Source organism: Streptococcus sp. 2579 (assembly GCF_013277195.1).
Classification (GTDB): domain Bacteria; phylum Bacillota; class Bacilli; order Lactobacillales; family Streptococcaceae; genus Streptococcus.
On the sequence record NZ_VMMM01000024.1, the window covers coordinates 43,663 to 56,776 of the forward strand.

A 13,114-nucleotide genomic window follows, 5' to 3' on the forward strand; every position below is an offset into this window, starting at 1 on the left:
AAGCCTTGTCTCAAGACAGGCTTTTTCTAATAGAGATGAAAATTCCTTGACATCTATTCTCAGAGTGCTATACTGTAAGTGTAATAGCCGATTTAGCTCAGTTGGTAGAGCAAGGCACTCGTAAAGCCTAGGTCACAGGTTCGATCCCTGCAATCGGCAAAGTGAAGAAGTCTCATCAGGCTTCTTTTTCTTTTTAAAGAAAATCAGACCACTTAGACTGATATAGAGACCAGATAGGCAAAAGAACTTGTTCTTGAGAAACTCCTCTGCTATAATGATTGTTGTAAGGGACGTGAGTATTCATACTCTTCGAAAATCTCTTCAAACAAAGTCAGCTTCACCTTGCCGTTTATATGTGACTGACTTCGTCAGTCTTATCTGCAACCTCAAAACAGTGTTTTGAGCAGCCTACGGCTAGTTTCCTAGTTTGCTTTTTGATTTTCATTGAGTATTAGTTGCTAGAGCAAGGCACTCGTAAAGCCTAGGTCACAGGTGAACATATGACTGAAGATTTGAAAAAATAGATATGTATAAATAACCGTTAAGCCTTATTCTTAGCGGTTATTTATATTGTTTAATAGCGCTGATATTTCATCAATGATGTTTGACTTTGTGATTTTGGTAGTGGTTCAATTTGATTGCTACTATTTTTGATGGTATGAATGTGCTTATAATGTATCCCCGTTAAGTACGAAACTTTTGCATCATTTATTAACATGCGTTAAAAATAAAATTAACCAGCCTTAATTTTTCTTGACTTAAATTTTTTAAATGATATACTATTTTTATGGAGAGCTAACAATTATATATAAATGTACTACTCTATTTCCTAGATAATACTTAGTAAAACTTTTTATAACAAAGGCTAGCAAAGTTAAAGTTTTCTATCTATTGGAAGTTAAATAAATATGTAAGGAATTAAAATGAAAAAAAGTACAGTATTGTCATTAACCACAGCTGCAGTTATTTTAGCAGCCTATGCCCCTAATGAGGTAGTCTTAGCAGACACATCTAGCTCTGAAGATGCTTTAACTATCTCTGATACAGAAAAAGTAGTAGTAGATAAGGAAGCAGAAAATAAAGAAAAACATGAAAATATTCATAATGATATAGAAACTTCCAAGGATACTGAAGAGAAGAAAACAACGGTTATTGAGGAAAAAGAAGTTGTTAGTAAAGAATCTGTGATAGATAACAAAACTAGCAATGAAGAAGCAACAATCAAAGAAGATTCCAATCAATCCAAAGAAGATAAAGCGGACTCGTCTGCAAGTAAAGACCCAGAAAGTCCCAAAAAAGAGGATAAACTTGTCTATATTGCTGAATTTAAAGATAAAGAATCTGGAGAAAAAGCAATCAAGGAATTATCCAATCTTAAGGATACAAACGTTTTATATACCTATAATACGATTTTTAATGGTGTTTCAATAGAAACAACTCCAGATAATCTGGATAAAATTAAACTAATAGAAGGTATTTCATCGGTTGAACGGTCACAAAAACTCCAACCCATGATGAATCATGCCCGAAAGGAAATTGGAGTTGAGGAGGCTATCGATTACCTAAAGGCCATTAATGCTCAATTTGGGAAAAACTTTGATGGTAGAGGTATGGTCATTTCAAATATCGATACCGGGACAGATTATAGGCATAAGGCCATGAGGATTGATGATGATGCTAAAGACTCAATGAGATTTAAAAAAGAAGACTTAAAAGGTACTGATAAAAATTTCTGGTTGAGTGATAAGATTCCTCATGCTTTCAATTATTATAATGGTGGTAAAATAACTGTAGAAAAAGCTGATGATGGAAGTGATTATTTTGATCCACATGGAATGCATATTGCAGGGATTCTTGCGGGAAATGATACTGAAAAAGACATCAAGAACTTTAATGGAATAGATGGAATTGCTCCTAATGCACAGATATTCTCTTATAAAATGTACTCTGACGCAGGATCTGGCTTCGCAGGAGATGAAACAATGTTTCATGCTATTGAAGATTCGATCAAACACAATGTCGATGTTGTTTCGGTATCATCTGGCTTTACAGGAACAGGTCTTGTAGGTGAGAAATATTGGCAAGCTATTAGAGCATTAAGAAAAGCAGGCATTCCAATGGTTGTAGCTACGGGTAACTATGCGACTTCTGCTTCAAGTTCTTCTTGGGATTTAGTGGCAAATAATCATCTGAAAATGACCGACACTGGAAATGTAACGCGAACAGCAGCACATGAAGATGCGATAGCGGTTGCATCTGCTAAAAATCAAACAGTTGAGTTTGATAAAGTTAAGATTGGAGGAAAAAGTTTTAAATACAGAAATATAGGAGCCTTTTTCGATAAGAATAAAATCACAACAAATGAAGATGGTTCAAAAGCTCCTGATAAATTGAAATTTGTATATATAGGCAAAGGCCAAGACCAAGAGTTGATAGGTTTGGATCTTAAGGGCAAAATTGCAGTAATGGATCGAATTTATACCAAGGATTTAAAAGATGCTTTTAAAAGAGCAACGAATAAGGGAGCACGCGCCATTATGGTTGTAAATACTGTCAATTACTACAATAGAGATAATTGGACAGAACTTCCAGCTATGGGATATGAAGCGGATGAAGGTACTAAAAGTCAAGTGTTTTCAATTTCAGGAGATGATGGTGTAAAGCTATGGAACATGATTAATCCTGATAAAAAAACTGAGATTAAAAGGAATAATAAAGAAGATTTTAAAGATAAATTGGAGCAATACTATCCAATTGATATGGAAAGTTTTAATTCCAACAAACCGAATGTAGGTGACGAAAAAGAGATTGACTTTAAGTTTGCACCTGACACAGACAAAGAACTCTATAAAGAAGATGTCATCGTTCCAGCAGGATCCACATCTTGGGGGCCAAGAATAGATTTACTTTTAAAACCCGATGTTTCAGCACCTGGTAAAAACATTAAATCTACTCTCAATGTCATTAATGGGAAATCAACTTATGGCTATATGTCAGGAACTAGTATGGCAACTCCAATCGTAGCAGCTTCTACTGTTTTGATTAGACCGAAGTTAAAGGAAATGCTTGAAAGACCTGTATTGAAAAATCTTGAGGGAGATGACAAAATAGACCTTACAAGTCTTACAAAAATTGCTTTACAAAATACTGCGCGACCTATGATGGACGCAACGTCTTGGAAAGAAAAAAGCCAATACTTTGCATCACCTAGACAACAGGGAGCAGGGCTAATTAATGTTGCCAATGCTTTGAGAAATGAAGTTGTAGCGACTTTCAAAAACAAGGATTCTAAAGGTTTGGTAAACTCTTATGGTTCTATTTCTCTTAAAGAAATAAAAGGAGAAGAAAAATATTTTACAGTTAAGCTTCACAATACATCAGACAGACCTTTAACCTTTAAAGTTTCAGCATCAGCGATAACTACAGATTCTCTAACTGACAGATTAAAACTGGATGAAACATATAAAGATGAAAAATCTCCAGATGGGAAGCAAATTGTTCCAGAAATCCATCCAGAAAAAATCAAAGGAGCAAATATCACATTTGAGCATGATACTTTCACTATAGGCGCAAATTCTAGCTTTGATTTGAATGCGGTTATAAATGTTGGAGAGGCTAAAGACAAAAATAAATTTGTAGAATCATTTATTCATTTTGAGTCAGTGGAAGAAATGGAAGCTCTAAACTCTAACGGGAAGAAAATAAACTTCCAACCTTCTTTGTCGATGCCTCTAATGGGATTTGCTGGGAATTGGAACCACGAACCAATCCTTGATAAATGGGCCTGGGAAGAGGGTTCAAAATCAAAAACAATGGAAGGTTATGATGATGATGGTAAACCGAAAATTCCTGGAACCTTGAACAAGGGTATTGGTGGAGAACATGGTATAGATAAATTTAATCCAGCAGCTATTATTCAAAACAGAAAAGATAAAAATATTACATCACTAGACCAAGACCCAGACTTATTTGCCTTTAACAACCAAGGTATTCATGCAGAATCCACTAGTGGATCTAATGTTGCTAGGGTATATCCACTTGACTCAAAGGGAGAACCACAAAGTGTTTCACTAGAAAGAGGATTAACCCCTTCTCCACTTGTATTAAGAAGTGCAGAAGAAGGATTGATTTCAATAGTAAATACAAATAAAGAGGGAGAAAATCAAAGAGACTTAAAAGTCATTTCGAGAGAACACTTTATTAGAGGAATTTTAAATTCTAAAAGCAATGATGCAAAGGGAATCAAATCATCTAAACTAAAAGTTTGGGGTGATTTGAAGTGGGATGGACTCATCTATAACCCTAGAGGTAGAGAAGAAAATGAACCAGAAAGTAAGGATAACCAAGATCCAGCTACTAGGATAAGAGGACAATTTGAATCAATAGCTGAGGGTCAATATTTCTACAAATTCAAATATAGATTAACCAAGGATTATCCATGGCAAGTTTCTTATATACCAGTAAAAATTGATAATACAGCTCCAAAAATTATTTCAATTGATTTTTCTAATCCAGATAAAATTAAATTGATCGCAAAAGATACCTACCACAAGGTAAAGGATGAGTACAAACACGAAACCTTGTTTGCTAGAGACCAAAAAGAACATCCTGAGAAATTTGAAGAAGTAGCCAACGAAGTATGGTACGCAGGTGCAGCTCTTGTCGATAAGTATGGAGATGTTGAGAAAAGTCTTGATGTAACTTACGCCGGAGAGGGTGAGGGAAGAAATAGGAAGCTTGATAAAGATGGAAATACTATCTACGAAATTAGCGGAGCAGGAGATTTAAGAGGAAAAATCATCGAAGTAATCGCCCTAGATGGTGCAAGCAACTTCACCAAAATCCATAGAATTAAATTTGATGACCAAGCTGATGAAAAAGGAATGATTTCTTATTACCTAGTAGATCCTGACAAAGATGCTTCTAAATATGAAAAACTTGGTGAAATTTCTGAAGATAAACTCAAAAATGCAAAGAGCCCAAAGGAAAATACCAATAATAATCAAGCTAAGGATGAAGATTCAAAACCAGATGAAGAAAGTTCAGTTGAGGGAGAAGCTAGCCTTGAAATAAATAAAACTATTTCAACAATTAGAAACTTTGAAAATAAAGACCTAAAGAAACTCATTAAAAAGAAATATAGGGAAGAAGAGGACTTTGTAAATGGTGGTACAAGAACAGTAGAACTTGATTATCGATATGACGATAAAGGAAATATAGCTGCCTATGACGATGGTAGCGCCTTAGAATATGAAACTGAGAAACTTGACGAAATCAAATCAAAAATTTATGGTGTTCTAAGCCCGTCTAAAGATGGACACTTTGAAATTCTTGGAAAGATACGTAATGTGTCTAAAAATGCCAAGGCTTACTATGGCAATGACTTCAAATTAATAGAAATTAAGGCAAGTAAATACGACCCACAAACTAAAACTCTAACCTTTGACTTATTTGCAAACACAAATGATGTAGTCGATGGTCTATCCTTTACGGGTGATATGAATATCCTTGTAAAAGATAAGGGTGAAACAAAAGCTAAAACTAAAATTAGAATGCCTGAAAAAAATAAGGAAACTAAAACAGAATATCCCTATGCATCAAGTTATGGGAATGTAATCGAATTAGGAGAAGGAGATCTTTCAAAGAACAAACCAAACAATTTAACTGAAATGGAATCTGGTAAAATCTATTCTGATTCAGAAAAACAACAATATCTATTAAAGGATAATATCATTCTGAGAAAAGGCTATGCACTAAAAGTGACTACCTATAATCCTGGAAAAACGGATATGTTAGAAGGAAATGGAGTCTATAGCAAGGAAGATATAGCAAAAATACAAAATTCCAATCCTAATCTAAGAGCCCTTTCAGAAAAAATAATTTATTCTGACAGTAGAAATGTTGAAGATGGAAGAAGTACTCAAGCTGTATTAATGTCGGCTTTGGACGGCTTTAACATTGTAAGGTTTCAAGTGTTTAGATTTAAAATGAACGATAAAGGGGAGGCAATCGATAAAGATGGAAATCTTGTGACAGATTCCTCTAAACTTGTATTATTTGGTAAAGATGATAAAGAGTATCATGGGGAGGAATATTCTAATGTAGAAGCTATAAAAGAAGATGGCTCCATGTTATTTATTGATACCAAACCAGTAAACCTTTCAATGGATAAGAACTACTTTAATCCATCTAAATCTAATAAAATTTATGTACGAAATCCAGAATTTTATTTAAGAGGTAAGATTTCTGATAAGGGTGGTTTTAACTGGGAATTGAGAGTTAATGAATCGGTTGTAGATAATTATTTAATCTACGGAGATTTACACATTGATAACACTAGAGATTTTAACGTTAAGCTTAATGTTAAAGACGGTGACATCATGGACTGGGGAATGAAAGACTATAAAGCAAACGGATTTCCAGATAAGGTAACAGATATGGATGGAAATGTTTATCTTCAAACTGGCTATAGCGATTTGAATGCGAAAGCAGTTGGAGTCCACTATCAGTTTTTATATGATAATGTTAAACCCGAAGTAAACATTGATCCTAAGGGAAATACTAGTATCGAATATGCTGATGGAAAATCTGTAGTCTTTAATATCAATGATAAAAGAGATAATGGATTCAATGGTGAGATTCAAGACAAACATATTTATGTAAATGGAAAAGAATACACATCATTTGATGATATTAAACAACTAACAGATAAGACACTAAACATTAAGATTCTTGTAAAAGATTTTGCAAGAAATACAACTGTAAAAGAATTCATTTTAAACAAAGATACGGGAGAGGTAAGAGAACTAAAACCTCATACGGTAACTGTGACCATGCAAAATGGAAAAGAAATGAGTTCTAAGATAGTGTCGGAAGAAGATTTCATTTTACCTGTCTATGAGGGTGAATTAGAAAAAGGATATCAATTTGATGGCTGGGAAATTTCTGGTTTCGAAGGGAAAAAAGATGCTGGCTATGTTCTTAATTTATCAAAAGATACCTTTATAAAACCTGTATTCAAGAAAATAGAGGAGAAAAAGGAGGAAGAAAATAAACCTACTTTTGATGTATCCAAAAAGAAAAATAAGGTGCAAGTAAATCATAATCAATTAGATGAAAGTCACAGAAAAGAGGATTTACAAAGGGAAAATCATCCCCATAAATCTGATTCAACTGAAGGTGTCAAAGCTACAGTTCCTGTACAAGTAAATCATAATCAATTAGATGAAAGTCACAGAAAAGAGGATTTCCAAAGAGAAAATCATTCACACAAATCTGATTCAACTGAGGGTGTCACAGCTACAGTTCCTGTACAAGTAAATTATAGTCAATTAGATGAAAGTCAAAGATCTGATTTAACTAAGGATGTCAAAGCTACAGTTCCTGGTAGAAATGATAAAAACTTTGAAAATAAGACTGAAGTTTATCCTAATGAACCAGAGAACATAGCCAATAAAGACACCAATATCGATAGCAAATTAACTACTAACAATCTTAATAAGTCACCAAAAACCGGAACAGTTAGCGGAGTCTTTACATTATTCGTTGCTGGAATACTGTTTACCGTAGGCACATTTCTTGGATTAAAGAAAAAAGATTAAGATGAAGACAAAAGCTATAGATGAAAAAATGGTTTATGTACTGAGATAGTGTGATGATGAAACAGTTTTGTGAAAATAGCCATTTATAACTCAATTATTTAGTTTACTTTACTATTGATACTCTTTTTGGATTTATTAATAGACTTAGTTTCGACAACTAATGAATTGATTGAAAGGGTTAGTATTGACAATATTGGTCACATTGATTAGAAAATAGAGTCTATCAAAATTTAAAGGCTAATAGAGGTGATGAGATAATTTCAAGGAATTAAGTAGCGTTTGGTTGCTTAATTCCTTTTTATTTGGAAGGAAGTTTTTCACCTGCTTCCTTATTTTATCGCCATTATTTAACCACTTAGACTGATATAGAGACCAGATAGGCAAAAGAACTTGTTCTTGAAGCTGACCTCTGCTATAATGATTTTTGTAAGGGACGGGAGGCATCACTATCAGAGAACTCAAGTTCTTAAAAAAGAAATTGGAGATAAAGAAATGAAAAAATTATTAGGGATTGTATTTTTAGTAGCAGCAGCGACAGTAGTGTATTTTGGTTCTGTTGGCTGGCCTAGTTTAGATGTCAACCTCTGGTTATTGATTCCGGTAGGCCTGTTCCTCTATTTTGCCCTAGATAATCTTTTGAAAAAAGACTACAAGGCTAGTCTGATGTGTTTAATTATTGCCTTTATCGTCGCAAATGCAATTTTGGACCTGTTACCAATTTTAAGTGGCTGGGTAATTGGAGCAGGTGTGCTGGCTTGTGTAGGTATTGGTTATCTATTTCCTGATAAAGAGAGTAATACTCTTCGAAAATCNNNGTCAGTTCTATCTACAACCTAAAAGCAGTGCTTTTAGCAACCTGCGGCTAGCTTCCTAGTTTGCTTTTTGATTTTCATTGAGTATAAGAATTATTAAAAAAGATATAAAGAAAAAACACTTCAATCACTGTATTTCAGCTTGATTGAGGTGTTTTCGATTTAAGATTTTATTTTTGAACTAAAAGCTCAGTAATCATTTCTATATACATGATAAGGGTTAATAAGAATCCTGCACGCCAGAAGAATTTGATAAATTTAGGATAGTAAAAGCTGCGTTTTTTCAAAAGGAAGAAAAAGACGAGAATAATGGCTAGGATCGAGAGGGCTAGCCCCAGTCTAGGGAGGAAATTATGGGTAAAGGTTTTAGCTGTAATCAAGTAATACTCAAATACCAAGACTGGAAAAGCCAAATCCGCAAAGTTTCGTCCTAGTTTTTTTAATCTAAAAAGTTTGGTTAGGATAATGCAGACGACTAAGGTCAGTATCAATAATAAAATAGACGCTAATTTCATTAAAATCATACCCATATTGTATCATAAAAAATGGCTAATGAAAACGAGAAACAGAGGAATTTATAGGAAAGTCAGGCTTTTGAGATTGTGGGTGATTTTTGTTATAATGAAAGTTATGAAATCTTATAATACCTTGAATGATTATTATCGAAAACTCTTTGGAGAAAAGACCTTTAAAGTCCCTATTGATGCGGGATTTGACTGTCCCAATCGTGATGGGACTGTAGCTCATGGAGGTTGTACTTTTTGTACGGTTTCAGGTTCTGGAGATGCTATTGTAGCACCAGATGCGCCTATCCGTGAGCAATTTTATAAGGAAATTGACTTTATGCATCGTAAATGGCCAGATGTTCAGAAGTATCTGGTTTATTTTCAAAATTTTACCAACACCCATGAAAAGGTGGAAGTCATCCGAGAGCGCTATGAGCAGGCTATCAATGAGCCAGGTGTAGTAGGAATCAATATTGGAACGCGCCCAGACTGTTTACCCGACGAAACCATCGAATATTTGGCTGAGTTGTCGAAACGCATGCATGTGACGGTTGAATTGGGCTTGCAGACCACTTATGAGGCAACCTCTGATCTGATTAACCGTGCCCACTCCTATGAATTGTACGTGGAGACGGTTAAGCGTTTGAGAAAGTATCCCAAGATTGAGATTGTTTCCCATCTGATCAATGGACTTCCTGGTGAAACCCATGAGATGATGATTGAAAATGTCCGCCGCTGTGTCACGGATAACGATATTCAAGGGATTAAACTGCACTTGCTCCATCTTATGACAAATACGCGTATGCAACGAGATTACCACGAGGGACGTTTACAGTTGATGAGTCAGGACGAGTATGTCAAGGTCATCTGTGACCAACTGGAAATCATTCCCAAACATATCGTCATCCATCGAATCACGGGAGATGCACCTAGGGATATGCTGATTGGGCCTATGTGGAGCCTCAATAAATGGGAAGTGCTAAATGCTATTGAAACTGAAATGCGACGTCGTGGAAGTGTTCAAGGATGCAAGGCTGTAAAGCAGGAGTTTGAAAATGAAAAGACCACTTGAGATGGCACATGATTTTTTGGCTGAAATAGTGACAAAAGAGGATATCGTAGTGGATGCGACTATGGGAAATGGTCATGACACGCTTTTTTTAGCCAAACTAGCCAAGAAAGTCTATGCCTTTGATATTCAGGAACAAGCCTTGGAAAAGACGCAAGAGCGTTTGGACCAGGCTGGTTACACAAATGCCCAGTTAATCTTGCAAGGCCATGAGACACTGGACCAGTTTGTGACAGAAGCCAAGGCAGGGATTTTTAATCTGGGCTATTTACCGTCAGCTGATAAGTCTGTCATCACCCGACCCCGGACAACGATTGAGGCACTAGAAAAGCTATGTCATTTGCTGGTCAAAGGTGGACGGATTGCCATTATGATCTACTATGGTCATGAAGGAGGCGACCTCGAGAGAGATGCTGTCTTGGATTTTGTTAGCCAGTTGAACCAACAAGAGTACACAGCTGCCATTTACCGAACTTTAAACCAAGTCAACAACCCACCATTTTTAGTAATGATTGAAAAATTAGAGAGATATAGACATGGATAAACAATACCTACGTGAAAAGCTGGATGCCATGCGCCAGAATTTTGTTGAATCAACCCACCACGAACGAGCAGTGGGAGTGCTAGACCAAGCGCATATGAGCAAAAAAATGCTTAAAATCAAGAAAAAATTAGTTGCTCTTGAAATGGAACGGTGCCAGAGAAAAATTGAGCACAAGGATTGTTCCAAGATTGACCAAAAAATCAAAGAGCAGAAGGAGATTTTTGAATCCTGTTGTAAAAAAGATTAAGGAGGACGTGCGTGGAATTACTGATTTACCTCATCCTGTTTTTACTGGTCTTGATTGTTTCAAGTACAACCAATAAGCTCCTGCCCTTTTTGCCTCTCCCTTTGGTGCAAATTCTTTTGGGAATTGTGATTGGTCTCTTTTTACCCAATACCGACTTTCACCTCAATACGGAGTTGTTTTTGGCACTGGTTATCGGGCCCTTGCTTTTCCGAGAGTCCGAAGAAGCGGATATTACAGCTATTTTAAAACACTGGCGAATTATTATCTATCTCATATTTCCAGTGATTTTTATCTCGACTCTGAGTTTGGGTGGCTTGGCCCACCTTCTTTGGTTCAGCCTTCCTTTGGCAGCTTGTTTGGCTGTTGGGGCGGCCCTTGGCCCTACGGACTTGGTTGCCTTTGCCTCTCTTTCTGAGCGCTTTAGCTTTCCTAAGCGCGTGTCCAATATTCTTAAAGGTGAAGGACTCTTGAATGATGCTTCTGGTTTGGTGGCTTTTCAGGTAGCTTTGACAGCTTGGACAACTGGAGCTTTTTCTCTTGGGCAAGCTAGTAGTTCGCTCATCTTTTCAATCCTAGGTGGTTTTTTAATTGGATTTTTAACAGCCATGACCAACCGTTTCCTCCATAGCTTCTTGCTAAGTGTGCGCGCAACGGATATTGCTAGTGAGCTTTTATTAGAATTGAGTTTGCCTCTGGTGACCTTCTTCCTGGCAGAAGAAGTCCATGTTTCAGGGATTATTGCCGTCGTAGTTGCTGGGATTTTAAAGGCAAGCCGTTTTAAGAAAATTACGCTCCTCGAAGCCCAAGTGGATACGGTGACCGAGACGGTCTGGCACACAGTCAACTTTATGCTCAACGGTTCTGTCTTTATGATTTTAGGGATGGAGCTGGAAATGATAGCAGAGCCTATCTTAACCAATCCAATCTATAATCCCTTACTTTTATTGGGATCTCTTGTCGCCCTGACCTTTGTCCTCTTTGCTATTCGTTTTGTCATGATCTATGGCTATTATGCCTATAGGACTAGACGTCTCAAGAAAAAGCTAAATAAGTATATGAAGGACATGCTTCTCTTGACCTTCTCAGGTGTCAAGGGAACGGTGTCGATTGCTACGATTCTTCTGATACCAAGTAATTTAGAGCAGGAGTATCCTCTCTTGCTTTTCCTTGTTGCAGGTGTGACGCTTGTCAGCTTTTTAACAGGCCTCGTGGTCTTGCCTCATCTTTCTGATGAACAGGAGGAAAGCAAGGATTATCTCATGCATATCGCCATTTTGAATGAAGTAACGCTAGAGTTGGAAAAAGAGTTGGAAGATACCAGAAATAAGCTTCCTCTCTATGCAGCCATTGACAATTACCATGGACGTATTGAAAATCTCATCCTGAGTCAAGAAAATAAGGGAGCTCAAGAAGACTGGGCTGCTTTGAAACTCTTGATTCTTAGTATTGAAAGTGATGGATTGGAACAGGCCTATGAAGAGGGAAACATTAGCAATCGTGCTTACCGAGTTTACCAACGTTATCTGAAAAATATAGAACGAGGCATCAATCGTAAATTTGCATCACGATTGACCTATTATTTCCTTGTTTCTTTGCGGATTTTACGTTTTCTCCTTCATGAAGTTTTTACTCTCGGAAAGACCTTCCGTAGCTGGAAGGACAAGGAGAAAAGCCGTCTCCGTGCTCTTGATTATGACCAAATTGCAGAGCTCTATCTTGCCAATACAGAGATGATTATTGAAAGTTTGGAAAACCTGAAGGGAGTATATAGACGCTCTTTGATTAGTTTTATGCAGGAGTCTCGTCTTCGTGAAACAGCTATTATCAGCAGTGGTGCCTTTGTCGAACGGGTTATTACACGTATCAAACCTAATAATATTGATGAGATGCTGAGGGGCTATTATTTGGAGCGCAAGTTGATTTTTGAATATGAAGAGAAACGATTGATTACGACCAAGTATGCCAAGAAATTACGACAAAATGTCAATAACTTAGAGAACTATTCTCTGAAGGAAGCTGCCAATACCCTGCCTTATGATATGGTGGAATTGGTAAGAAGAAATTAGTTAATACTCTTCGAAAATCTCTTCAAACCACGTCAGCGTCGCCTTGGATTATATATGTGACTGACTTCGTCAGTTTCATCTACAACCTCAAAGCAGTGCTTTGAGCAACCTGCGGCTAGCTTCCTAGTTTGCTCTTTGATTTTCATTGAGTATAACTTTGTTTCTATCTTAATCAAACTGGATAGTGAATAATCATATTCTCACGATAGAAGAAGAGGCTGAGATTGGTGATTCTCGGCCTCTTAGGTCTCTTAAAATGTTCCGATACG

7 protein-coding genes and 1 tRNA gene are annotated in these 13,114 nt (G+C 36.5%); 7 read left to right on the plus strand and 1 reads right to left on the minus strand.

The window, feature by feature from the left end:
* Window positions 1-86: 86 nt before the first annotated feature.
* The 3 genes from HT725_RS09785 to HT725_RS09795 all read left to right on the plus strand — a co-directional run bounded on the left by HT725_RS09785 (window position 87) and on the right by HT725_RS09795 (window position 8,438).
* A tRNA-Thr gene (locus HT725_RS09785) sits at window positions 87-159 on the plus strand.
* A gap of 764 nt (window positions 160-923) precedes the next feature.
* On the plus strand, window positions 924-7,601 hold the full coding sequence (locus tag HT725_RS09790; protein WP_173253523.1) for a S8 family serine peptidase: 6,678 nt from the start codon (window positions 924-926) through the stop codon (window positions 7,599-7,601).
* A 492-nt stretch (window positions 7,602-8,093) separates the two neighbouring features.
* Entirely contained in the window at window positions 8,094-8,438 is a 345-nt protein-coding gene (locus HT725_RS09795) for a hypothetical protein (protein WP_173253524.1), read from the plus strand.
* A gap of 145 nt (window positions 8,439-8,583) precedes the next feature.
* Here HT725_RS09795 and HT725_RS09800 read toward each other — a convergent pair whose 3' ends face one another.
* Entirely contained in the window at window positions 8,584-8,943 is a 360-nt protein-coding gene (locus HT725_RS09800) for a DUF3397 domain-containing protein (RefSeq protein ID WP_173253525.1), read from the minus strand.
* Window positions 8,944-9,034: 91 nt separating this feature from the next.
* Between HT725_RS09800 and HT725_RS09805 the strand changes: the two genes are divergently transcribed.
* Genes HT725_RS09805 through HT725_RS09820 form a run of 4 tightly spaced genes read left to right on the plus strand, consistent with a single transcriptional unit; the run spans window position 9,035 to window position 12,845 of the window.
* The gene (locus HT725_RS09805) at window positions 9,035-9,991 is read left to right on the plus strand and encodes a TIGR01212 family radical SAM protein (protein ID WP_173253526.1); all 957 of its coding nucleotides are present in this window, start codon (window positions 9,035-9,037) and stop codon (window positions 9,989-9,991) included.
* A complete protein-coding gene (locus HT725_RS09810; RefSeq protein WP_173253527.1) occupies window positions 9,975-10,532 on the plus strand; it encodes a class I SAM-dependent methyltransferase in 558 nt (185 codons plus the stop codon). The genes HT725_RS09805 and HT725_RS09810 overlap by 17 nt, the downstream gene beginning before the upstream one ends.
* Window positions 10,525-10,779: a hypothetical protein gene (locus HT725_RS09815; protein ID WP_000361085.1), complete on the plus strand. Its 255-nt coding sequence runs from the start codon at window positions 10,525-10,527 to the stop codon at window positions 10,777-10,779. The genes HT725_RS09810 and HT725_RS09815 overlap by 8 nt, the downstream gene beginning before the upstream one ends.
* 11 nt (window positions 10,780-10,790) lie before the next feature.
* Window positions 10,791-12,845 (plus strand): sodium:proton antiporter, encoded by a 2,055-nt coding sequence (locus HT725_RS09820; RefSeq protein ID WP_173233643.1) that lies wholly within the window; start codon window positions 10,791-10,793, stop codon window positions 12,843-12,845.
* Window positions 12,846-13,114 lie beyond the last annotated feature (269 nt).

Bases quoted from the DNA above. Each gene is read 5' to 3' on its own strand.
- HT725_RS09800 (WP_173253525.1), bottom strand. From the start codon at position 8,943: ATGGGTATGATTTTAATGAAATTAGCGTCTATTTTATTATTGATACTG.
- HT725_RS09805 (WP_173253526.1), top strand. From the start codon at position 9,035: ATGAAAGTTATGAAATCTTATAATACCTTGAATGATTATTATCGAAAA.
- HT725_RS09790 (WP_173253523.1), top strand. From the start codon at position 924: ATGAAAAAAAGTACAGTATTGTCATTAACCACAGCTGCAGTTATTTTA.
- HT725_RS09815 (WP_000361085.1), top strand. From the start codon at position 10,525: ATGGATAAACAATACCTACGTGAAAAGCTGGATGCCATGCGCCAGAAT.
- HT725_RS09810 (WP_173253527.1), top strand. From the start codon at position 9,975: ATGAAAAGACCACTTGAGATGGCACATGATTTTTTGGCTGAAATAGTG.